The organism is Mesorhizobium sp. AR10, assembly GCF_024746795.1.
Classification (GTDB): domain Bacteria; phylum Pseudomonadota; class Alphaproteobacteria; order Rhizobiales; family Rhizobiaceae; genus Mesorhizobium.
In genome coordinates this window covers 485,593-508,897 of record NZ_CP080524.1, presented here as the reverse complement: position 1 = coordinate 508,897, position 23,305 = coordinate 485,593, and the positions used below count along the sequence as shown (strand labels likewise).

At 64.0% G+C, this 23,305-nt stretch carries 18 protein-coding genes; 9 read left to right on the top strand and 9 right to left on the bottom strand.

Annotated elements, in window-relative coordinates; genetic code table 11:
* Positions 1-22 precede the first annotated feature (22 nt).
* The 3 genes from LHFGNBLO_RS05835 (at position 23) to nhaA (ending at position 3,260) form a co-directional block, all read left to right on the top strand.
* A complete protein-coding gene (locus LHFGNBLO_RS05835; RefSeq protein ID WP_258605101.1) occupies positions 23-1,348 on the top strand; it encodes an ActS/PrrB/RegB family redox-sensitive histidine kinase in 1,326 nt (441 codons plus the stop codon).
* Between the two features lie 64 nt (positions 1,349-1,412).
* Complete coding sequence (locus tag LHFGNBLO_RS05830; protein ID WP_258605099.1) at positions 1,413-1,976, top strand: ActR/PrrA/RegA family redox response regulator transcription factor; 564 nt, start codon at positions 1,413-1,415, stop codon at positions 1,974-1,976.
* A 90-nt stretch (positions 1,977-2,066) separates the two neighbouring features.
* Positions 2,067-3,260, top strand: a complete 1,194-nt coding sequence (gene nhaA, locus LHFGNBLO_RS05825; RefSeq protein ID WP_258605097.1) for a Na+/H+ antiporter NhaA — start codon at positions 2,067-2,069, stop codon at positions 3,258-3,260.
* A 272-nt stretch (positions 3,261-3,532) separates the two neighbouring features.
* Here nhaA and LHFGNBLO_RS05820 read toward each other — a convergent pair whose 3' ends face one another.
* Positions 3,533-4,033 carry an MmcB family DNA repair protein gene (locus LHFGNBLO_RS05820; protein WP_258605095.1) on the bottom strand — a complete coding sequence of 167 codons (501 nt, stop codon included), beginning with the start codon at positions 4,031-4,033 and terminating at the stop codon, positions 3,533-3,535.
* A gap of 107 nt (positions 4,034-4,140) precedes the next feature.
* On the opposite strand from LHFGNBLO_RS05820, the gene LHFGNBLO_RS05815 reads away from it, so the two are divergent.
* Positions 4,141-4,404 carry a hypothetical protein gene (locus LHFGNBLO_RS05815; protein WP_258605094.1) on the top strand — a complete coding sequence of 88 codons (264 nt, stop codon included), beginning with the start codon at positions 4,141-4,143 and terminating at the stop codon, positions 4,402-4,404.
* A gap of 189 nt (positions 4,405-4,593) precedes the next feature.
* Here the strand turns inward: LHFGNBLO_RS05815 and cueR are convergent, their stop codons facing one another.
* A complete protein-coding gene (cueR, locus tag LHFGNBLO_RS05810) occupies positions 4,594-5,016 on the bottom strand; it encodes a Cu(I)-responsive transcriptional regulator (protein ID WP_258605093.1) in 423 nt (140 codons plus the stop codon).
* 228 nt (positions 5,017-5,244) lie between these two features.
* Between cueR and LHFGNBLO_RS05805 the strand changes: the two genes are divergently transcribed.
* A complete protein-coding gene (locus LHFGNBLO_RS05805; RefSeq protein WP_258605091.1) occupies positions 5,245-5,862 on the top strand; it encodes a L,D-transpeptidase in 618 nt (205 codons plus the stop codon).
* Between the two features lie 112 nt (positions 5,863-5,974).
* Here LHFGNBLO_RS05805 and LHFGNBLO_RS05800 read toward each other — a convergent pair whose 3' ends face one another.
* The 6 genes from LHFGNBLO_RS05800 to LHFGNBLO_RS05775 form a co-directional block, all read right to left on the bottom strand.
* A complete protein-coding gene (locus LHFGNBLO_RS05800; protein WP_258605089.1) occupies positions 5,975-6,544 on the bottom strand; it encodes a NifU family protein in 570 nt (189 codons plus the stop codon).
* A gap of 154 nt (positions 6,545-6,698) precedes the next feature.
* Complete coding sequence (locus LHFGNBLO_RS05795) at positions 6,699-7,190, bottom strand: universal stress protein (protein WP_008872431.1); 492 nt, start codon at positions 7,188-7,190, stop codon at positions 6,699-6,701.
* Positions 7,191-7,276: 86 nt separating this feature from the next.
* Positions 7,277-8,344: a tryptophan--tRNA ligase gene (trpS, locus tag LHFGNBLO_RS05790; RefSeq protein WP_258605088.1), complete on the bottom strand. Its 1,068-nt coding sequence runs from the start codon at positions 8,342-8,344 to the stop codon at positions 7,277-7,279.
* Between the two features lie 118 nt (positions 8,345-8,462).
* Positions 8,463-10,070 (bottom strand): murein biosynthesis integral membrane protein MurJ, encoded by a 1,608-nt coding sequence (gene murJ, locus LHFGNBLO_RS05785; protein ID WP_258605086.1) that lies wholly within the window; start codon positions 10,068-10,070, stop codon positions 8,463-8,465.
* A 46-nt stretch (positions 10,071-10,116) separates the two neighbouring features.
* On the bottom strand, positions 10,117-12,918 hold the full coding sequence (locus LHFGNBLO_RS05780; protein ID WP_258605084.1) for a [protein-PII] uridylyltransferase: 2,802 nt from the start codon (positions 12,916-12,918) through the stop codon (positions 10,117-10,119).
* Between the two features lie 33 nt (positions 12,919-12,951).
* On the bottom strand, positions 12,952-14,049 hold the full coding sequence (locus LHFGNBLO_RS05775; protein WP_319944211.1) for a glycosyltransferase family 25 protein: 1,098 nt from the start codon (positions 14,047-14,049) through the stop codon (positions 12,952-12,954).
* On the opposite strand from LHFGNBLO_RS05775, the gene LHFGNBLO_RS05770 reads away from it, so the two are divergent.
* From LHFGNBLO_RS05770 to LHFGNBLO_RS05760, 3 genes are all read left to right on the top strand, one after another.
* Positions 13,995-16,502 (top strand): heavy metal translocating P-type ATPase, encoded by a 2,508-nt coding sequence (locus tag LHFGNBLO_RS05770; protein ID WP_258605082.1) that lies wholly within the window; start codon positions 13,995-13,997, stop codon positions 16,500-16,502. The two genes, LHFGNBLO_RS05775 and LHFGNBLO_RS05770, sit on opposite strands and share 55 nt — an antisense overlap.
* Before the next feature lie 43 nt (positions 16,503-16,545).
* Positions 16,546-16,932, top strand: coding sequence for a DUF305 domain-containing protein (locus LHFGNBLO_RS05765; RefSeq protein ID WP_258605081.1), 387 nt, complete (start codon positions 16,546-16,548; stop codon positions 16,930-16,932).
* Between the two features lie 93 nt (positions 16,933-17,025).
* The gene (locus LHFGNBLO_RS05760) at positions 17,026-17,871 is read left to right on the top strand and encodes an aldo/keto reductase (RefSeq protein ID WP_258605080.1); all 846 of its coding nucleotides are present in this window, start codon (positions 17,026-17,028) and stop codon (positions 17,869-17,871) included.
* 54 nt (positions 17,872-17,925) lie between these two features.
* Here the strand turns inward: LHFGNBLO_RS05760 and mutS are convergent, their stop codons facing one another.
* Positions 17,926-20,574: a DNA mismatch repair protein MutS gene (gene mutS, locus LHFGNBLO_RS05755; protein ID WP_258609599.1), complete on the bottom strand. Its 2,649-nt coding sequence runs from the start codon at positions 20,572-20,574 to the stop codon at positions 17,926-17,928.
* 204 nt (positions 20,575-20,778) lie between these two features.
* Here mutS and LHFGNBLO_RS05750 point away from each other — a divergent pair, with 204 nt between their 5' ends.
* Positions 20,779-23,058, top strand: a complete 2,280-nt coding sequence (locus LHFGNBLO_RS05750) for an NADP-dependent malic enzyme (RefSeq protein WP_258605078.1) — start codon at positions 20,779-20,781, stop codon at positions 23,056-23,058.
* Positions 23,059-23,305 lie beyond the last annotated feature (247 nt).

Genomic DNA, 23,305 nt, shown 5'->3' with positions numbered 1-23,305 from the left:
TTCCCGGCTATAATCCTTGGCCATGATCAAGATCTTGCACACGCCCGACTTCCGGCAAAGCCAGCGGCTGCGCCTCAACACGCTGATCAGGCTGCGCTGGCTGGCCATCGTCGGCCAGAGTCTGGCGGTTCTCGTCGTTGCCTACGGGCTGAAATTCCCGCTGCCGGTCAGCATGTGCTTCGGACTGATCGCCTGCTCGGCCTGGATGAACCTTTTGCTGACTTTCCGCTATCCGGCGGCGCACCGGCTGACCCCGCTTCCGGCGTTCGGCATCCTGACCTTCGACAGCCTGCAGCTTGCCGGCCTGCTCTACATGACCGGCGGCCTCACCAATCCGTTTTCGGTGCTGATGACGGTGCCCGTGGTTATCTCGGCGGCGTCGCTGCCGCTGCGACTGACCGCCATCCTCGGCGCGCTGGTGATGGTGGCGGCGACCTTGCTGGTCTTCTTCCATCAGCCGCTGCCGTGGTACGAGAGCGCGCCGCTGGAGATGCCGTTCATCTATCTCGCTGGCATCTGGATGGCGGTGTTCTCCTCGATCGCCTTCACCGCGATCTATGCCTTTCGCGTTGCCGAGGAAGCGCGCCTGCTGGCCAACGCGCTCGCCGCGACCGAACTGGTGCTGCAGCGCGAGCAGCATCTGTCGGCGCTCGACGGCCTCGCCGCCGCCGCCGCGCATGAGCTGGGCACGCCGCTTGCCACCATCACGCTTGTCGCCAAGGAGATGGAGAAAGCGCTTGGCAACGACCCGAAATACCGCGAGGACGTGACGCTGTTGCGCTCGCAGAGCGAGCGCTGCCGCGAAATCCTCAAGCGCCTCACCAGCCTGTCTTCAGAGGGCGAGGCGCATCTCTCCCGCCTGCCGCTGACCTCGCTGGTCGAGGAGGTGACGGCCCCGCATCGCGATTTCGGCATCTCGATCCGGCTTCGGCCGGGCGAGCGCATCGGTTCCGAACCGGTGGGGCGACGCAATCCCGGCGTCATCTACGGCCTCGGCAATCTGGTCGAGAACGCCATCGACTTTGCCCGCAAGACCGTCACCGTGGGCTGGGACTGGGACGAGGCCGCCGTCACCTTCTCGATCATCGACGACGGGCCGGGCTTCCCTCCGGAAATCATCGACCGTATCGGCGAGCCCTATATGTCGACGCGCCAGGGCACCGAAGCCGGAGGCGGGCTGGGTCTCGGGCTTTTCATCGCCAAGACCTTGCTCGAACGCTCGGGTGCTACGCTTGATTTCCGCAATTCGAGCGGGCTGGGCGAGGGCGCCGTCGTGCAGATATCGTGGCCGCGCAGCGTCTTCCTCAATCCCGAATCGGCTGCGGCCAGCATGTTTGATACTGCGTAAATTGGACAATGGCGCTCCGGAACGATATCTGCGTAAAATTAAGGCAGCAGGAATTCTAGACACGATGACAATTGACGAGACAATTGGCGCAATGGTTGAGGGCGAGGACACCTCGCTGCTGATCGTCGACGACGACAAACCGTTCCTCACGCGGCTTGCCCGTGCCATGGAAACCAGGGGTTTCGTGGTCGAGACGGCCGAGAGCGTCGAGGAGGCGGTTGCCAAGGCGCGCGCCAATCCGCCGGCCTACGCGGTGGTCGACATGCGGCTCGGTGACGGCAACGGCCTCGATGTCGTCGCTGCCATCCGCGAGAAGCGCGAGGACGCCCGCGCCATCATCCTCACCGGCTACGGCAACATCGCCACAGCGGTGACGGCGGTGAAGCTCGGCGCAGTCGACTATCTGTCGAAGCCGGCCGATGCCGACGATATTTTTGCCGCACTGACCCGCACGGCGGGCGAACGCGCCGCACCGCCCGAAAATCCGATGTCGGCTGATCGCGTGCGCTGGGAACACATCCAGCGTGTCTACGAAATGTGCGACCGCAACGTCTCGGAAACCGCGCGCCGGCTCAACATGCATCGCCGCACGCTGCAGCGGATTCTCGCCAAGCGCGCCCCGCGCTGACGCCTGCCTCCCGACTGGCGCTTGCCTCGCTGCCGGGGCTTGCGCATCATCCTGTCAGGTGATTCCGACGGGCGGCGCGACGGAGACGATATGCAGGACCAGAAGCGGCGGCCGGTCTCCATCCTTCGCGAATTCCTCGATGGCGAGGCGGCCGGCGGCATCATCCTGATGGTCGCCGCAGCCCTTGCCCTGATCGTCGCCAATTCGCCGCTGGCCGAAACCTATTTTTCTATCCTGCACGCCTATCTGGGGCCGCTCAGCGTCTCGCACTGGATCAATGACGGCCTGATGGCGGTGTTCTTCCTGCTGGTCGGCCTGGAGATCAAGCGCGAGATGCTGGACGGCCAGCTCTCCACCTGGCCGCGGCGCGTCCTGCCCGGCGTTGCCGCTGCCGGCGGCATGGTGGTCCCGGCACTGATTTACGTCGCCATAAACCGCAACAATTCAGCGGCACTCTCCGGCTGGGCGATCCCGACCGCCACCGACATCGCCTTTGCGCTCGGCGTGCTTTCGCTGCTCGGCAGCCGCGTGCCGGCATCGCTGAAGATCTTCCTGACCGCGCTCGCCATCATCGACGATCTCGGCGCCGTCATCATCATCGCCATCTTCTACACCAGCGACCTGTCATCAGCCTATCTCGGCGCGGCTTTCGCGGTCATCGCCGTGCTCGTCGTGCTCAACCGCATGCGGGTGATGACGCTGGTGCCCTACATCGTGCTTGGCGTCGTTCTCTGGGTGCTCGTGTTGAAATCGGGCGTCCATGCCACGCTCGCCGGCGTGGCGCTGGCCCTGACCATCCCGCTCGAACGCTCCGCCGGCATCAGCCACGACTTGGAGCATTCGCCGCTGCATCGGCTCGAGCATGGCCTGCACAAAATCGTCCCCTTCGTGGTCATCCCGGTCTTCGGCTTTGCCAATGCCGGCGTGTCGCTCGCCGGCCTGAGTGCGGCGGCTTTGATCGAGCCGTTGACGCTCGGCGTCGCCGCCGGCCTCGTCGCCGGCAAGCTGGTCGGTGTGTTCGGCTCCTCGGCTCTGGCCATCCGGCTCGGCTTCGCCGACCTGCCGGTCAATACCGGCTGGCTGCACATGGTCGGCATTTCGCTTTTGTGCGGCATCGGCTTCACCATGAGCCTGTTCATAGGCCTGCTCGCCTTCGCCGATGACGTGGCGCTGCAGGACGCGGTCAAGGTCGGCATCCTCGCCGGTTCCTTCCTCGCCGCCATCCTCGGTGCCGCCGTGCTGCTCATGGCGCCGGCAGTGGATGGGGTGGAAGAGAGCGAGTAGAGGCTGCCGGCGTCATTGAAAGCCGCGGTTCTGTCGACGTTTGGCGCCGCCCCTCATCTGCCTGCCGGCATCTTCTCCCCATATAGTGGACGGGGAGAAGGACGCTCCCGCGAAGATTTCGCCAATTTTCAACGTTGCGGAAAGAGCGCCGAGCTTGCGGCCAGCCCCCTTCTCCCCGTTTACGGGGAGAAGATGCCGGCAGGCAGATGAGGGGCGGCGCGAAGGCCAAAGGTTACGCGGATTCGATAATCGCGAATATGACGGCCCGAAACCTACTCGCTCTCACCTTCCAGCGCCGGCACCGAGACGCCGGCGAGTTCCGCCGCCAACAGCCGCGAAGCACCGGCGCGCGCGATCCTCAGCATCAGCGCCTTGCGCGTTGCCGCCGCCATGCGGTGCTCGGGCGCATCGCGCATGATTTCGGCGCCGTAGCCGTCGGAAAGGATAAAACCGCATTCCTGCGGAAAGATCTCCGCGGGCACGCCGGGATGGGTGGCGAAGAAGAAGCGGTCGGAGTGCAGCCGGTAGTCGGGCCATTTGCGGTCGACCCTGAAATCCTCGATCGAGGATTTGATCTCGATGATCCAGATATCGCCCTGGCGGGAGAGCGCGACGAGGTCGGCACGGCGGCCGGTCGCCAGTGACAGTTCAGGCAGTACATGCGCCCCCATTTCCCTCAGCAGCCGCTGCACGCCCCGCCGCACCAGCATTGCGCGCTCCGACTGGCGGCCGTCGATGAGGGGGTTGAGGGGAATCGGGGAAATGATCGGCATGGCTGCACCATGCCAGATTTTGTTCACGGTTTGAACCCATCATGTGCGCTCCTTCGGAGAAGCGCCACTGACGCCGATAATCGCCAGTGATTTCATGGTGTTCTGTATTGACCATCCAAACCTTCGGCACGTCGCTACCCTGCCATCCGGCAGCGGGTCAGCGGCGCAAGGGGTTTCAGATGGCGGAAGACTATTCGGTAAAGGTGTCGACATTCGATTGCGAAATTTTGCGAAGCGCGTTCCGCAAAGCGGTGATCGAGGAGCAAATTCCAACAGACCGGTGGCGCGAATTTGCCATGCTGATGGTGCGCGAATTCATCGGGCAAGTGGCAGTGGAGCCTGACTTGCTGGACCGGATTGTACGGAAATAACCATATCTCCGGAGCCAGTGATCTTGTGAAACTACAGTCCCAGAGCTGGTCGCAGCCAGAGAAGAAAAGCTATCGCACCGAACCCAGTGAGGCCATAGCGGGAGTCGTTGCCCAGTTAACCAATCGGCTATTTTCCGCCATAAGTTCGCGGGTTACGACGGTGCTCGGCGCAATGCTGATAGACGCCCTTCATGCCCCCGCCGAAGCCACCTTGTCGCCAGCCAAAGCACCCCCCGCCATATCATCCAAAATCGGGCAGTCCGGCCGGTCGTCGCCGTGGCAGGCGTGGACCAGCTTCTGCAGGGTCGCCCGCATCGACTGCAATTCGCGCACCTTCTCCTCGATCGCGCTGACATGGGCGGCGGCGATCTCGCGCACGTCATGGCTGGCGCGGCTGCGATCCTGGTAGAGCGCCATCAACTGGCGGCAATCCTCGATTGAAAAGCCGAGATTGCGCGCGCGGCGCAGGAAAGCCAGCCGGTGGATGTCGTCGCCTGAATAGTCGCGGTAGCCGTTGCTGGCGCGCGCAGGCGCGATCAGGCCGATCTCCTCATAGTAGCGGATGGTCTTGGCCGGCAGGCCGGAACGCTCTGCGGCATTACCGACATTCATGGCGTCTTCCTCGGTCTCGGGCGGTTCGGCAGGACAGCCCCATTGAATTTGCTCGACAATCCCGAAAGGCCTGTTGCCGAAATGCCATAGTTGCGTGCTTACCAGCAGGTAAGGTCTCGCATATAGGCATCGCGCGCTTGGCAAGCAAAGCAAATGCCAGCATGAATGGTTAAGGAAAAAGCGGCCGAGTCGTGCCGCGATCGTTTAGGCGGGGCGTCGGACTTATTCATGCGCATGAAGTCGTTTGCAATTGTCGCTGCTCTTGCGTTGTCGACCGCGATCACCGGTTGCAGCACCATCGGCTCGCGGCTGTTCTCCAACGATTATGGCGCGATTAACGACGCTGGCTATCAATTGCCGCGCATCCCGATTGAAAAGGTCCCGAGGCAGTATCACCGGCAGGAGGTGAACTACGACACCAGGGAAAAGCCGGGCACCATCATCGTCGACACGCAAAACAAGTTTCTGTACTTCGTCGAGGGCGACGGCCGGGCGATACGCTACGGCATCGGCGTCGGCCGCGAAGGCTTTGAATGGCACGGCACCGCCCGTATCGCGCTGAAGCGCGAATGGCCGACCTGGACGCCGCCGAGGCAGATGATCCAGCGCCAGCCGGAACTCGCCAAGTTTGCCAGCGGCATGGAGCCGGGGTTGAAAAACCCGCTCGGCGCGCGCGCCATGTATCTGTTCAACAAGGGCGGCGATTCAGGCTACCGCCTGCATGGCAGCCCGGAGTGGAACTCAATCGGCAAGGCGATGTCGTCGGGCTGCATCCGGCTGATGAACCAGGACATCATCGACCTCTATGACCGCACCGAAGTCGGCGCCAAGGTCATCGTTTTGTAGTTTCGTGCGCGGACCGTCTAGGCAACACAGACGTCCCAAAACAGAAAACCGGGCACTTTGGCCCGGTTTTTTGTTTTTGTCCGAAGGTGAATGGCGTTTTTGGAGCCGGTCTCTACGAGACCTGTTCGACCTGCTGCACTTCCGGCACAAAATGCCGAAGCAGGTTCTGGATGCCGTGCTTCAGCGTCGCGGTCGACGACGGGCAGCCGGCGCAGGCGCCCTTCATGTGCAGGAACACGGTGCCGTTCTCGAAGCCGCGGAAGGTGATGTCGCCACCGTCCTGCGCCACCGCCGGGCGCACCCGCGTGTCGAGCAGTTCCTTGATGGTGATGACGAGCTGCTCGTCGGCCTTGTCGTAGAATTCGCCGGTCTGGCTGGTTTCGGCGGCGGGGCCAGCCTTGGCCATAACAGGCGCGCCCGACATGAAATGCTCCATGATGGCGCCGAGGATCGCCGGCTTCAGGTGCTGCCAGTCGGGGCCGTCCTTGGTCACGGTGATGAAATCATAGCCGAAGAAGACGCCGGTGACGCCCGGGATCTCGAACAGCCGTCCGGCCAGCGGCGAAGCCAGGGCAGCGCTGTCGGCATCGCGGAAATCGGCGGTGCCTTCGAGAAGCACTTCCTTGCCAGGCAGGAACTTGAGGGTTGCCGGGTTTGGCGTCGATTCGGTCTGGATGAACATGGCCGTCTCCGTGCCCACATTGGGCAACTAGTTTGGAATAATTCTAAATAGGCTCAATCGGCGGGACATTCAAGCGAAACGCATCGCCGCAACGGCCCGCAAGCGGAATGTTTTGCCCCAGACTTGCCGCGAGAAATCGAATCCCGGGCGGGTCTCAGGCGAGGCTGTCGATCTCCTCATCCGACAGGTTCTGCGGCACGACCGTGACCGGAATGGGGAAGGCAGCGCCCTTGCCGGCCACCGCGCCAACCAGCGGCCCGGGGCCCTCCTTGCCGGCGCCGGCCGCCAGCACCAGGATGGCGATATCCTGATCTTCCTCGATGAGCTTGTGAATTTCTTCGGTCGGCTTGCCTTCGCGCACCACCAGTTCCGGCTCGATGCCGAGCTTCTGGCGCACCTTGTTGGCATAGCTGTCGAGTGCGGCGCGCGCCGTGGCGTTGGCTTCCTCGCGCATGATCTTCTCGACGCCCAGCCAGTGCTGGAAATCGTCCGGTTCGATGACATAGAGCAGCACCAGCACGCCGCTGGTGCTCTGCGCCCGCTTCGAGGCGTAGGCGACGGCGCGCTCGCATTCCGGCGTGTCGTCGATGATCGCCAGGAACTTGCGGCGATGGCCGGCTTCGCGACTGAGGCGTTTGGAGACCATATTCTACCTCGATGGTTTCGGCCGCAATCTGCCACCCGCACCGACTGGCCGCAAGCGGCCGACCGGTGTCGCAATGTTGGTGCGGATCAACTCTGCAGCAGGCCGATGATGTCGCGCACCGTCTTCATCGTCGCCTCGGCCAACACACCGGCCCGTTCGCCGCCATCCTTCAACACGGCGTCGACATAGGCGCGGTCGTCGGAAATACGCCGCATCTCACCGGCGATCGGCGCCAGCTTTTCCACGGCAAGGTCGGCCAGCGCCGGCTTGAACACGGAAAATTGCTGGCCGCCGAATTCCTTCAGCACGTCGGCCTTCGAAATCTCGGCCAGACCCGCATAGATGCCGACGAGGTTTTCCGCCTCGGGCCGGGTGGCGAGGCCATCCAGTTCGCTCGGCAACGCTTCCGGGTCGGTCTTGGCCTTGCGGATCTTCTTCGAGATGGTGTCGGCATCGTCGGTCAGGTTGATGCGCGACAGGTCCGACGGGTCCGACTTCGACATCTTCTTCGAACCGTCACGCAACGACATGATGCGCGCCGCCGGTCCGCCGATGATCGGCTCGGTCAGCGGGAAATAGCCGTTCACCGTCTCCTCGCCGATTTGCATCTCGACGCCGACGCCGAGACCGGCGATGCGGTCCGAAAAGTCGTTGTTGAACTTCTGCGCGATGTCGCGAGTCAGCTCCAGATGCTGTTTCTGGTCGTCGCCGACCGGCACATGGGTGGCGCGGTAGACGAGGATGTCGGCCGCCATCAGGCTCGGATAGGCCAGCAACCCCAGCGAGGCGTTCTCGCGGTCCTTGCCGGCCTTGTCCTTGAACTGCGTCATGCGGTTCATCCAGCCGATGCGCGCCACGCAGTTGAAGATCCAGGCAAGCTCGGCGTGCTGCATGACCCGAGACTGGTTGAAGACGATGTGCTTCTTGGGGTCGATGCCGGAGGCGAGAAACGCCGCGGTGATCGACCGCGTCTGATCGGCGAGGTCGTCATAGACGAGCTGCGCGGTCAACGAATGCAGGTCGACGACGCAATAGATGCAGTCGGAGGTGGCCTGCAGGGCGACGAATTTCTTGATGGCGCCGAGATAGTTGCCGAGATGCAGATTGCCGGTCGGCTGGACGCCGGAAAAGACGAGTGGCTTGAAGGCGGTCATGATTGTCCTCATGGCTTGTGGAGGGCCGTTTCGCGCGCGGCGAAAGTCTTGCGACGGCGCGCTTATGGACGAGAGCGGCGATCCGATCAAGACCGGCGCTAGCGGCAGGTTCTGAGAACTATTCGTCCAGCTCGGCCTTTTCCGTCGGTGGCGCCGTCTTCGGCGTTCCCCGCATGGCATTGCGACGGATCATGCCGAAGTCGGCGCCGCCGGTGGCGAAGGCGGTGAGGAAGTAGAGCGCCGCCCCACCGGCAACCAGCGACAGAAGCGTCGCCGCCTTGATGACCAGCGGCGAGCCGGGGCCGAGCCTGACGGCGAACCAGTGCTCGGCAAAATAGAGTGCGGCGCCCATCACCGCGGCCGACAGCACCAGCCGCGGAATGCGCCTCAGCAACGGCACGTCGCGGCCCCAATGGCCGCGCCGGATCAGCACGGCCAGCAGCATCATCGCGTTGACCCAGCCGGCGACGGCCGAGGCGACGGCGATGCCCGGCGCACCCATCGACGGAAACAGCGTCAGCGCCGTGGTGACGTTCACCGCCACCGAGATGGCGGCGAAGATCATCGGCGTGCGCGTGTCCTCACGCGCAAAATAGCCAGGCGTGAACGCCTTGATCAGCACGAAGGCCGGCAGGCCGAGGCCGAAGATCGCCAGGATCGCCGCCACCGTCGGTGTCGAGCCGTTGGCCGCAAAGGCCCCGCGCTCATAGACCAGCCGCACGATCGGCTCCGACATGACCCAGAGCGCGGCCGCCGCCGGCAAGGTCAGGAACAGCGTGAATTCGACTGAGCGGTTCTGCAGGTTGGCCGCCTCGATCAGATTGCCTGACTTCAGCGCCCGCGACAGTTCCGGCAGCAGCACGATGGCGACGGCAACGCCGACGACGCCGAGCGGCAGCTGGTAGATGCGGTCGGCATAGGCGAGCGACGACACAGCACTGTCCTGCGCCGAGGCGATCGCCGTGCCGATCAGCTGATTGATCTGGGTGATGCCGCCCGTGATCGCCGCCGGCAGCGCCAGGATCAGCAGCCGCTTGACGCTGGGCGTCATCTTCGGCCGGCGAAAGCCGATCGAGATGCCGGCATGGCGCACCGCCACCCAGACGATCGCCAGCTGCACCAGCCCTGCGGCGAGCACGCCCCAGGCCAGCCCGAAGCCGACGGTCTGGGCATCCGACCCCTTGTACCAGGCATAGGCGAGCACGCCGATGAGGATGACGTTGAGGAACACCGGCGCCACGGCGGCGGCAAAATAGCGGCGCAGCGAATTCAGCATGCCGGCCATCATGGCGCCGAGCGACATGCAGATCAGGTAAGGGAACATGACGGTCGCCAGCGAGACCGTCATCTCGAATTTCCCCGGCGTGTCGGCAAAGCCGGGCGCCACCAGGTAGCGGACGATCAGCGGCATCGCCAGTTCCATGACAATGGTCAGCGCCAGAAGCGCTGTGAACAGCACGCCGAACACTTCTTCGGAAAAGCGCTTGGCACCGTCGGTGCCGTGGGTCTCGATCTCCTTGGCAAACAACGGCACGAAGGCGGCGTTGAAGGCGCCTTCGGCGAACAGCCGGCGAAAGGTGTTGGGAAACTGGAAGGCGGCGTTGAAGGCATCGGCGATCGGCCCGGTGCCGAGAGCAGCCGCCATCAGCATCTCGCGGCCGAAGCCAAGCGCACGGCTCATCAGCGTGCCGGAAGCGACCGTCGCGAATTTTCTGACAAGGCTCATGCGTCTGGAGACTGACTGTGGGATTGGGACAAAGTGATGGTAACGCTCACTCGGCGGCCGCCTTGGCCTTGCCACCGCGCTCGGGCGTGATCCCTTCAAGTGCTGCGATCAGCCTGTTGTGGATGGCGGTCGTGCGCGCCGGACTGTCGATCTTCTGGCCGGTTAGGTCGGTGACGTAGAAGGTGTCGATGACTTTTTCGCCGAAGGTGGTGATGTGGGCCGAGGCGATGTCGAGCGAGAGATCCGACAGCGCTCCGGTGATTTCGGAGAGCAGGCCGGGCCGGTCCAGCCCCTCGACCTCGATCACCGAGAACCGGTTCGACAGCGTGTTGCGGATTTCGGCACGCGGCTGAATGCGGAACACCTTGGCGCCACGCCGCGGCTTGGTGCGCTTCTCGATCATCTCCGGCAGCCAGCTCTTGCCCGACAGTACGTCCTCGATCAGCCGGCCGACACGCTCGGCTCGGCGGCGCTCGTCCTCGTCGCGGTCGAACTCCCTCGAGATCAGGATGGTGTCCAGCGCGCGGCCATCGGCGGTGGTGAAGATCTGCGCGTCGACGATGTTGCCGCCGGCCCCGGCACAGGCGCCGGCAATGACCGAGAGCAGGCGTGGATGGTCCTGCGCCAGCACGGTGATCTCGGTCACCGCTTCGAACTGGTGGGTCTTGACCATGGTGGCGAGCTTGTTGCCAGCCGCATCCGCCTCGCGGATGAATTCGGCATGGCGGAGCTGGTCGGGGAGATCGACCGTCAGCAGATAGTTCTCGTAGTGCAGGCCGACATAGCGCGTGCGCGCCTTCTCCGGCCAATCGGCCAGCGCCTCGGCCAACCGCTCGCGCGCCGCCGTTGTCCGCTTCGCCCGCGACACTTCGGAAAACCCGCCGGTCAACAGCAGCTCGGTCTCGTAATACAGCGTGCGCAGCAATTGGCCTTTCCAGCCGTTCCAGACGCCTGGCCCGACGCCTCTGATGTCGCAGACGGTGAGGATGAGCAGCAGTTTCAGCCGTTCGACCGACTGCACGACCGATGCGAAATCCTCGATCGTCTTCCGGTCGTTGAGATCGCGGGTCTGCGCCGTCATCGACATGACGAGGTGGTTCTCGACCAGCCAGGCGACCGTTTCGGTGTCGGCTGGCGAGAGCCCCATATGCGGGCAGATGCGCCGGGCGATCTTGGCGCCGGCTTCCGAATGGTCCTCCAGTCGCCCCTTGGCGATGTCGTGCAAAAGTACCGCGACATAGAGCGCCTCGCGGCTCTTCTTCAGCCCCGGCATCAGCGTGTGCGAAAGCGGATGGACCTTTTCGCCGTCGCCGCGCTCGATCTCGGCCAGCACGCCGATGCAGCGGATGAGGTGCTCGTCCACCGTATAGTGGTGGTACATCGAGAACTGCATCATGGCGACGATCTTGCCGAAATCCGGGATCAGCTTTCCCAGCAATCCCGCCTCGTTCATGCGCCGGAGATTGAGCTCGGCGTTGCGGTCCGAGGTCAATATGTCGAGGAACAGCCGGTTGGCTTCCTCGTCGCGCCGCAGCGACTTGCCGACAAGTCCGAGCGAGCGGGTCAGCAGCTTCAGCGCGTCGGGATGGAATTCCAGCCCATGCTTGTCGGCGAACCAGAACAGCCGCAGCAGATTGACCGGATCGCGCTCGAACACCAGGTCGTCGGCGATGTTGATGCGGTGGTTGTCGACAATGAAATCGGACGTGCCGGCAAGCTTGCGCTTGCGCCGCGAGAAGGTGAGGAAGATGCGGTTGAAGCCCGGCACATGCTTGGCCTGTTCCTCCTCGAGCGCGGCGCAGAAGATGCGGGTCAGGTCCCCGACATCCTTGGCGACGAGGAAGTAGTGCTTCATGAAGCGCTCGACGGCCGACAGGCCCGGATGGGTGGTGTAGCCGAGCCGCTCGGCGATCTCGCGCTGAATGTCGAAATGCAGCCGTTCCTCAGGCTTGCCGGTGAGGAAATGCATGTGGCAGCGCACCGCCCACAGGAAATCCTCGGCCTTCTGGAATTCCCGGTATTCGGCGTCGGTGAACACGCCCTTGTCGACCAGCTCCTCGCCGGTGCGCACCCGATAGAAGTATTTGCCGATCCAGAACAGCGTCTGCAGGTCGCGCAGGCCGCCCTTGCCGTCCTTGACGTTGGGTTCGACGAGATAGCGGCTTTCGCCGGCCTTGGCGTGGCGCTCGTCGCGTTCGGCAAGCTTGGCCTGCACATATTCGGGTCCCGTGGTGCGCACCACCTCGTGGTCGAAGCGCAGCAAAAGCTCGTCATAGAGTTTTTGCTCACCCCACAGGAAACGCGCTTCCAGGATCGAGGTGCGGATGGTGATGTCGGTGCGCGACAGCCTGAGGCATTCGTCGATGTTGCGGGTGGCGTGGCCGACCTTCAGCCCCAGATCCCACAGTATGTAGAGCATGTACTCGACGATCTGCTCGCCCCACGGCGTCTGCTTGTAGGGCAGCAGGAACAGGAGGTCGATGTCGGAGCCCGGCGCGAGCGTGCCGCGGCCATAGCCGCCAACGGCGACGACGGCCATGCGTTCGGCCGTCGACGGGTTTTTCACGCGATAGACATGGGTCGCCGCGAAATCGTAGAGGGCACGGATGATCTCGTCCATGACATGTGACAGCCGGGCGGCGCAGGCGTTGCCGCTGCCATCATCCCTGAGCATGGCTTCAGCGATCGTGCGCCCAGCGGCGAGCCGGCCCTTGAGAAGCTGGAGAACGCCACTGCGCGCCGCTTGCCCGGAACCGTCGCCTGCCGTGGCCGCGGTCAGCGCGGTCATTTCGCGGCGCAAGGCTTCGCCGTCGATCAGTTCGTCGAGCTTCAGGAAGATTCTTGCCATATGCGCAGGTTGGCCTTGCCTTTTCGGCGGCGTCTATAGCGCGTTTTCACGGCGCTGGGTATGGGGCGGACGGATACGTTCTCCACGGTAGTCGAACGGGATGATCTTCTCCTGCCTGAACCGGCAGAAGTCGGCAATCTGCGCCGCCAGCCGGTTGAACTCGGTCTTGATTCTATTGGCTCCCGTCTTCTTGCGTTTTTTGGGCATGCCGCTCGCAGCCCACTGGTCGCTCCGTTCCTGATTGAGCAGGCTTGGCAGTCCGACCGCCTTGTCGCCCAGGAACTGGTCCTGCGTGCACAGCGCCGGAACGAGCTGATAGATGGTCTTGCCGGACGACGTTGCCAGACCGGGATTGAAGATGACGTGATCGACCGGAATGCCGATGTCCTCGGTTGCCGCGATCAGGTCGCGCGCGGCCTGCCTTGAAATGATGTAGCCGGCGGCGCCGATATGGGATCGGTAGAGCCTGGACAACGAAAACCCGTGGCCGGCGGAAACGCGTTTGCGCGCAATGGTGGTTTTCTTGAAGAAGGTCTCGAGTTTGACGATATCGGCGGCGGCCGGAATCCAACCGGCGTCGGCGAGCAGCGCCCCGGCCTTGGCAGAAAAGACGGCATCGTCCTCGAAGATCGCACCATAGGCGTCGTCCCTTGCCGCGACGATCGCCCAGCAGGCCCTGTGACTGAGGAGACAGGCGATCTCGGCGTTGGTCAGGCGCAGCGGTGATAGGCGCTTGACGCGCAGCGGCATCCGGGAGAGGTCGGGCCGATCCCGCGCGTCGATCGCGGCGACCCGCTCAAACGCAACGCCCATCCGGATAAACTCGCCCGTCATATGGGCGAGCCTATCTTGGGACCGATCGAGGTTGATGACCAGGCATTTCATGGTTTTGAGCGGGATCGATGCTTTTAGCGACGAAGTGGCGGCGTCCATAGCATACGGATGCGGTTGCGTGCCGGATTTTTCCGCCCCGGGCCGGCGAGCCGCATACTGAGAAAAGCCGAACCTGGCCCTTGACCTTCCAGTTACTGGAAGCACTACCTCTGCACCGAGATCGAGAGACAAAGGCATTTTGAATGGCGCATTCCGACCATGATCATCACGCGCACACCACCGGCTGCTGCTCGGCAAAGGATGCCGCGCCTGTCGCCGAAGCCGTGATTCGCGATCCGGTGTGCGGCATGACCGTCGATCCGGTCGCCGGCAAGCCGACGGCAGAGCATGACGGCCGCGTCTATCACTTCTGCAGTGAGCGCTGCCGCGCGAAATTCGCCGCCGAGGCGGGAAAATACCTCGCGGCCACCGACCCTGTCTGCGGCATGAGCGTCGACCGTGCCACCGCAAAGCACTTCTCCCGGCATGAGGGCCAGGGCTTCTATTTCTGCTCGGCCGGCTGCAAGGCAAAGTTCGAGGCGGAGCCGGCAAAATATCTCGGCGACGGGCCGGAGCCGCAGGCGATGCCGAAAGGCACGCAATACACCTGCCCGATGCATCCCGAAATCGTCCGCGACAAACCCGGATCCTGCCCGAAATGCGGCATGGCGCTGGAGCCGATGGGCATACCATCAGGCGATGAGGGGCCGAACCCCGAACTGGTCGACTTCACCAGGCGCTTCTGGGTGAGTGCAGCGCTGTCCGTACCATTGCTGATCATCGCCATGGCGCCGATGCTCGGCCTGACCTTCGCAAGCTTTGTCGACGAACAGGCGATGGTCTGGGTGGAACTGGCGCTGGCAAGCCCGGTGGTGCTGTGGGCCGCTTTCCCTTTCTTCCATCGCGGCTGGGAGTCGATTCTCAACCGCAGCCCCAACATGTGGACGCTGATTTCGCTCGGTGTCGGCGCAGCCTATCTCTACAGCGTCATTGCCACGCTGTTTCCGGATATTTTCCCACACCAGTTCCGCGGCCACGACGGCACGGTACCCGTTTATTTCGAGGCCGCCGCCGTCATCGTGGCGCTGGTGTTCCTGGGCCAGGTGCTGGAACTGCGTGCCCGAGAGCAGACAGGCTCGGCGATCCGCGCGCTGCTCGACCTGGCGCCGAAAACGGCGCGGCTGATCGGCGAGGACGGTTCCGAAAATGACGTGCCGCTCGACGCGGTCAAGGTGGGCGACCGGCTACGCATTCGCCCCGGCGACGCCGTGCCGGTCGACGGCATTGTAACAGAAGGCCGCTCGTCGGTCGATGAATCGATGATATCAGGCGAGCCGCTGCCGGTCGAAAAGACCGAAGGCGACAGCCTCACCGGCGGAACGCTCAACAAGCACGGTTCGCTGATCATGCGCGCTGAGAAGGTCGGCGCCGAGACGACGCTTGCGCGCATCGTCGAACTGGTCGCCAAGGCGCAGCGTTCGCGCGCGCCGATCCAAGGCCTGGCCGACCGCGTTTCCTTCTATTTCGTCCCGGCCGTGGTGCTGGTCGCGATATCAGCCTTTATCGCCTGGGCGGTCTTCGGCCCCGAGCCCCGCCTGATCTTTGCCATCGTCTCGGCGGTGTCGGTGCTGATCATCGCCTGTCCGTGCGCGCTGGGTCTTGCCACGCCGATGTCGATCATGACCGCCACCGGGCGCGGCGCGCATGCCGGCGTGCTGATCAAGGAGGCGGCCGCACTGGAACGCTTTGCCTCGGTCGACACGCTGATCGTCGACAAGACCGGCACATTGACCGAAGGCCGGCCGAAATTGACCGATGTCGTCGCTGCCGGGGCAATCGCGGAAAAAGAATTGCTGGCACTCGCCGCCGGTCTCGAAAAGGGCTCGGAGCATCCGCTGGCCGAGGCCATCGTCGAGGGTGCTGCCGAGCGGGGCTTGAAGATCTCCGCGGCCAGCGATTTCGAAGCGGTCACCGGCAAGGGCGTTTCTGGCCTGGTGTCGGGAAAGAAGGTCGCGCTCGGCAATGCGGCGATGATGGCCGATCTCGGCATTGACATCGCATCCGTCTCGGTGAACGCCGAGACGCTGCAGGTCGAGGGCAAGACCGTGATGTTCGTCGCCGTCGGCAAGATCCTGGCCGGCATCGTTGCCGTCGCCGACCCGGTCAAGGCAACGACATCAGAGGCAATCAAGGCGCTGCATGACAGCGGGCTGAAGATCGTCATGGCGACCGGCGACAACGAACGCACGGCCAGGGCGATCGCGAACAGGCTCGGCATCGACGAGGTGCGTGCCGGGCTGCTGCCGGAACAAAAGGCAGCACTCGTCGAGGAATTGCGCGCCAAAGGTGCTGGCGTCGCCATGGCCGGCGACGGTGTCAACGATGCGCCAGCACTTGCCGCCGCCGATGTCGGCATCGCCATGGGCACCGGCGCCGATGTCGCGGTCGAAAGCGCCGGGATCACGCTGGTCAAGGGTGATCTCAACGGCATCGTCCGGGCCCGCCGGCTTGCCCAGGCGACGATCCGCAACATCCGCCAGAACCTGTTTTTCGCCTTCCTATACAATGTGCTTGGCGTGCCGGTCGCCGCCGGCGTGCTCTATCCGCTCACCGGCACGCTGTTGTCGCCGATGCTGGCGGCGGCGGCGATGAGCCTGTCCTCGGTCTCGGTCATCGCCAATGCATTGCGGCTCAGGACGTTGAAACTCTGAGCTCAGTCCCCAAATACGAAACCCAATCAACAGGAGACCATGAATGACCTGGGCTAAAAAGATCGTGCTTTTGCTGATGGCGGCGGGAATGCTGCTTGCCGTGTTCCTCGAAAGCCTTCCGGCGCAATCCGAGGAGATGAAACACGATATGGGCGCGATGGGCACTGAGAGCGCTTCCACCGACGGCTACAAGGCGGCGATGGACAAGATGCACACCGACATGATGGCGATCGAATATTCCGGCAATGCCGATGTCGACTTCGCCCGCGGCATGATCCCGCACCATCAGGCAGCGATCGACATGGCCAAGGTCGAGCTTGCCAATGGCAAGGATCCGGAAATTCGCCAGCTGGCCGAAGCGGTCATCACCGCACAGGAAGCCGAGATCAAGCGTATGCAGGCCTGGCTTGCCGCCCATCCGGTGAATTAGACGTCAAGCCGACGCGGGAAACCCAGAGGAGGAATTTCATCTGGATTTCTCGCCAAGGGTGTGGTGCCATCCAGCCTCGACGGGAGCACACCAATGTCATCAACGATAAGAACCACCACCTTGCCCTCAGGCGAAGCTGTTCAGGTGCTTGGCCAGGGCACGTGGAAGATGGGTGAGGATGCCCGTCACCGTACCGATGAGGTCAACGCCCTGAAGCTCGGGCTGGATCTTGGCATGACGCTGATCGACACTGCTGAAATGTATGCCAGCGGCGGCGCCGAGGAGGTGGTGGCGCAAGCCATTGCCGGGCGCCGCGACAAGACCTTTCTCGTCTCCAAGGTGTTGCCGTCCAATGCCTCGCGAACGGGCGTGCCGGCGGCCTGCGAGAAAAGCCTCAGGCGCCTGCGCACCGACCGCATCGATCTCTATCTCCTGCATTGGCCCGGCAGCGTGCCGCTGGCGGAAACGGTCGAGGCGTTTGAAACGTTGAAAAAGGCCGGCAAGATTCGCCACTGGGGCGTCAGCAATTTCGACACCGACGAGATGGAGGAACTGACCCGGTTGCCGGCCGGCGGCGACGTCCAGACCAATCAGGTGCTCTACAATCTGTCGCGGCGCGGCCCCGAATTCGACCTCGCCCCCTGGAGCCGGCAGCGTGGCATTCCGCTGATGGCCTATTCACCGGTCGAGCAAGGCGCCTTGGCGCGCAATGCCAAGCTGGAAGCCATCGCTGCCCGCCACGATGCCACGCCGGCGCAGATCGCGCTTGCCTGGGTGATGGCGCAGGATGGCGTCATCGCCATTCCGAAAGCCAGCAGCCAGGAGCATGTCCGCCAGAACGTCGCCGCGCTCGACATCAAGCTCACGCCACAGGATTTCGCCGACCTCGACCGCACCTTCCCGCCGCCGACGCGCAAGCGCGGCCTGGAAATGATCTGAACGGGCGGTGAGGAGATTGGCGGTTTCGGCGACGCCGCTCCGATTGTAAAAGAGTTACTTGCCCGCCAGCCCCTTCAGTCGATAGAGCGCTTCCAGCGCCTCGCGCGGCGTCATCTCGTCGGGGTTGATGTCGCCAAGTGCGGCGCCCAACGCATCGCTCTTGACCGGCTTTGGCTGCTCCCGCTTCGCAGCCACTGAAAACAGCGGCAGGTCGTCGACGAGGCGGTTCGCCTTGCCCGAAACTTCGCCTTCTTCCAGCTGGTGCAGAACCTCTTTCGCGCGGCCGACCACCGCCTCCGGCAGGCCGGCCAACCGCGCCACCTGCACGCCATAGGAGCGGTCGGCGGCACCCTTGCCGACCTCGTGCAGGAAGACCACGTCGCCTTCCCATTCCTTGACCCGCATGGTGACGTTGTGCAGCCGCGCCAACTTTCCGGCCAGCGCCGTCATCTCGTGGAAATGGGTGGCGAAGATCGCCCGGCAGCGGTTCTTCTCATGCAGATACTCGACCGCCGCCCAGGCAATCGACAGGCCGTCGAACGTGGCGGTGCCGCGGCCGATCTCATCAAGTATGACCAGCGCGCGCTCGCCAGCCTGGTTGAGGATCGCCGCCGTCTCGACCATCTCGACCATGAAGGTCGAGCGGCCGCGCGCCAGGTCGTCGGAAGCGCCGACACGCGAGAACAGCCGGTCGACGACGCCGATATGGGCTGATGTCGCCGGCACGAAGGAGCCGGTCTGGGCCAGGATGGCGATCAGCGCGTTCTGCCGCAGGAAGGTCGATTTACCGCCCATATTGGGGCCGGTCAGCAGCCAGATCGCACCGTTCTTCGCGCCGCCTTCCGGCGACAGGTCGCAATCATTGGCAACGAACGGGCCGTCGCCCGAACGCCGCAGCGACTGCTCGACTACCGGATGCCGCCCGCCCGAAATATCGAAGGCAAGGCTTGCATCCACAACGGGCCGGCACCAGGCCTCGCTTTCGGAGAGCAGCGCAAGTGCTGCCGACACATCGAGCACGGCAAGTGCTTCGGCGCCGGCACGGATTTTCTCCGCCTCGCCGACCGCTTCCGCGGTAAGCCGGTCGAAGGCGGCAAGCTCGACGGTCAGCGCCCGGTCGGCGGCATTGGCGATCTTGGTTTCCAGCGCCGCCAGGTCGGTGGTGGTGAAGCGCATGGCGTTGGCCATGGTCTGACGATGGATGAAGCGCGACTTCGCCCCGTCGCTGCCGGTCATCACTGCATGGTGGTTGGCTGTCACCTCGATGTAATAGCCGAGCACGTTGTTGTGCCGGATTTTCAGCGAGCGAATGCCGGTCTCGTCGATCAGCGAGCGCTCCAGCCCGGCGATCACCTTTCGCGATTCATCGCGCAGCGCCCGCATCTCGTCGAGCTCGGCGTGATAGCCTGTGCGAACGAAGCCGCCGTCGCGCTTGAGCAACGGCAATTCGTCGCTGAGCGCCTGCGTCAGATGCTCGGCCAGCGCGCGCGGCAGCGTCTGGATCGCCGCCAGCGCTTCCGCCAGTTCGGCGGGCAGGGCGGTCGCTCCGAACAGTTCGGCTATGGCGCCTGCCGCTTCGAAACCGGCGCGCAGCGCGCCGAGATCGCGCGGGCCGCCGCGGTTGAGCGCCAGCCTGGACAGCGCGCGCGGCATGTCGGCAACGCTCTTCAGGTTATCCCGCACCGCCTGGCACAGTCGGGTTTCGGCGCGGAAGAACGACACCGAATCCAGCCGCGCCGTAATTTGTACCGGGTCCGTCAGCGGCGCCATCAGCCGGTCGGCCAACAGTCTTGCCCCGCCGCCGGTCACCGAACGGTCGATCGCCTTGAACAACGAGCCTTCGCGGCTGCCGGACAGTGTGCGCAACAACTCCAGATTGGCGCGCGTCGCCGGATCGATGAACAGCGTCGAACCGGCTTCCTCGCGCTCCGGCCGCGACAGCGGCGGCCGCTCGGCCTTTTGCGTCTTCTCGACATAGGCAATGGCGCCCGAGATCGCCGACAGTTCGGCGCGCGAAAACGTGCCAAAGCTGTCCGGCGTCGCCACGTCGAAGAAGCGGGCGATGCGGCCCGCGGCCGACGCCGAATCGAACAGCGATGGCGGCTGCGGGTTGGCGACACGGCCAAGCATGTCGAACACCGGCTTCAGCTCCGGATCGTAAAACACCGGCTCGGCAACGATCAGTTCGCGCGGATCGACGCGGAACACATCGGCCAGCAGCCGGTCGGCGGTGGTGTCAGTGACGCGGAAGCTGCCGGTCGAAATGTCGATCCAGGCCAGCGCGAAGGAGTGCTCGGCCCCGCCCTTCACCCGCCCCAGCGCCATCAGGAAGCTCGATTCCGACGGCGCCAGCAATTTGTCCTCGGTAATGGTGCCGGGTGTCACCAGCCGCACCACGTCGCGGCGTACCACCGATTTGCTGCCCCGCTTCTTCGCCTCGGCCGGATCCTCGATCTGCTCGCAGACGGCAACGCGAAATCCCTGGCCGATCAGCTTCTGCAGATAGTCGTCGGCGGCATGCACCGGCACGCCGCACATCGGAATGTCGAGGCCCTGATGCTTGCCGCGCTTGGTCAGCACGATGCCGAGCGCCCGGCTCGCCTTCTCGGCATCGTCGAAGAACAGCTCGTAGAAATCGCCCATGCGATAGAACAGCAGCGAATCGGGGTTCGCCGCCTTGATCTCGATGAACTGCTCGATCATCGGCGTCGCTGGCGCAAAGGCCGGCGTGGCGCTGTCGCTGCGAATGGGCGTTTCGTCGTTCAAGAAACTGCTTCCAAAATTTTCCAAGCCAACTGCTTGGCGGTTTACAGCGGCGAAGTGTAGCCTTAATCCCGAATGCTCCACAAAAGAAAGCAGGCACCCGTCTCAACGAGGGGCCGCATGGGCGAGGAAATCATAAGCATCATGGCCAGGAAAACCGAAAACAACGGTCCCTCCGTCAGCGCCCAGGAGGCGCTGGAATTCCATGCCATGGGCCGCCCGGGCAAGCTGGAGATCGTAGCCACAAAACCGATGGCGACGCAGCGCGACTTGAGCCTTGCCTATTCGCCGGGCGTCGCCGTGCCTGTCCTCGCCATCGCCGAGGACCCCTCACGGGCCTTCGACTACACGACGCGGGGCAACATGGTCGCCGTCATCTCCAACGGCACCGCCATTCTCGGCCTCGGCAATCTCGGCGCGCTGGCCTCCAAGCCGGTGATGGAGGGCAAGGCGGTGCTGTTCAAGCGCTTCGCCGATGTCGATTCCATCGACCTCGAGGTCGACACCGAGGACGCCGACGAGTTCATCAACTGCGTGCGCTTCCTCGGCCCCTCCTTCGGCGGCATCAATCTAGAGGACATCAAGGCGCCGGAATGCTTCATCATCGAGCAGCGCCTGCGCGAGCTGATGGACATCCCGGTCTTCCACGACGACCAGCACGGCACCGCCATCATCTCGGCCGCCGGCCTGATCAACGCGCTGGAAATCACCGGCCGTGACATGAAGACCACGAAAATGGTCTGCAACGGTGCTGGTGCGGCCGGCATCGCCTGCATCGAACTGATGAAGGCGATGGGCTTTGCCCCGGACAACATCATCCTGTGCGACACCAAGGGCGTCGTCTTCCAGGGCCGCACCGAAGGCATGAACCAGTGGAAGTCGGCCCATGCGGTCAAGACCGATGCGCGCAGCCTGGCAGAGGCGCTGGACGGCGCCGACGTGTTCCTCGGCCTCTCCGCCAAGGGCGCGCTGACCACCAAGATGGTGCAGTCGATGGCCAAGAACCCGATCATCTTCGCCATGGCCAATCCCGACCCGGAGATCACGCCCGAGGAAGTGGCCGAGATCCGCACCGACGCCATCATGGCGACGGGCCGGTCGGACTATCCCAACCAGGTCAACAACGTGCTTGGCTTCCCCTACATCTTCCGCGGCGCGCTCGATGTACGGGCAACCACCATCAACGACGACATGAAGATCGCTGCGGCACGCGCGCTTGCCGAACTGGCTCGCAAGGACGTGCCCGACGACGTTGCCGCCGCCTATCAGGGCAACCGGCCGAAATTCGGCCCCAGCTACATCATCCCGGTGCCGTTCGACCCGCGCCTCATCTCGGCCATTCCGCTTGCGGTGGCCAAGGCGGCGATGGAGTCCGGCGTCGCCCGCAAGCCGATCCTCGATCTCGACCGTTACGCGCAGGAGCTGTCCGCCCGCCGTGACCCGATCGCCTCGACGCTGCAGCGCATCTACGACCGCGTGCGCCGCCAGCCCAAGCGCATCGTCTTCGCCGAGGGCGAGGAGGAGCAGGTCATGCGCGCCGCCGTGTCCTACGTGAACCAGCGGCTCGGCACCGCCATCCTGCTCGGCCGCGACGACGTCATCAAGGAGAATGCCAGGCACGCCGGCATCGAGCTCAACAAGCAAGGCATCGAGATCATCAATGCGCGGCTGTCGCGCCGCAACGGCATCTACACCGACTATTTGTACGAGCGCATGCAGCGCAAAGGCTTCCTGTTCCGCGACTGCCAGCGCCTGATCAACAACGACCGCAACCATTTCGCCGCCTGCATGGTTGCGCTGGGTGACGCCGACGGCATCGTCACCGGCGTCACCCGCAACTATTCCACCGCGCTCGAGGACATCCGCCGCGTCATCGACGCCAGGCCGGGCCACTGCGTCATCGGCGTCTCGATCGTGTTGGCGCGCGGTCGTACGGTGCTTGTCGCCGACACCGCCGTGCACGACATGCCGAATGCCGAGCAGATCGCCGACATCGCCGAGGAGGCCGCTGGCTTTGCCCGCCGCATGGGCTATGAGCCGAGGCTGGCCATGCTTGCCTATTCCACCTTCGGCCACCCGCAGGGCGAGCGCTCCGAGCGCGTGCAGGAAGCGGTGCGCATCCTCGACAAGCGCCGCGTCGATTTCGAATATGATGGCGAAATGGCCGCCGATGTGGCGCTCAATGCCCGCGCCATGGCGCAATATCCGTTCATTCGGCTCACCGGCCCAGCCAATGTGCTGATCATGCCGGCGTTCCACTCGGCCTCGATCTCGACCAAGATGCTGCAGGAACTAGGCGGCTCGACCGTCATCGGCCCGCTGCTGGTCGGCTTGAACAAGCCGGTTCAGATCGTCTCGCTGAATGCCAAGGACAGCGATATCGTCAACATGGCGGCCATCGCGGCATATAGCGCGGGGGCTTGACGAACGGTCTGCGCAGCAGTCGAAAGCCAACGCTAAGCCCGCGAACGCTTTTCGAGCGACGCAGGGGCGCCCGAGGCCATAGCGGCGGGTGGTCTGAACGGAGCCGCTACGCGGCCCGCTTGGATACGCGCAATAGAGGGCATCTCGCGATTCAAGCCGAATTCCGGCCAAAATCACCGGAATCCATAAGGTATTGATAATATTCGACCGTTATACCAGAGGGCTGTCGTCGATGTGCCAGCGGGGC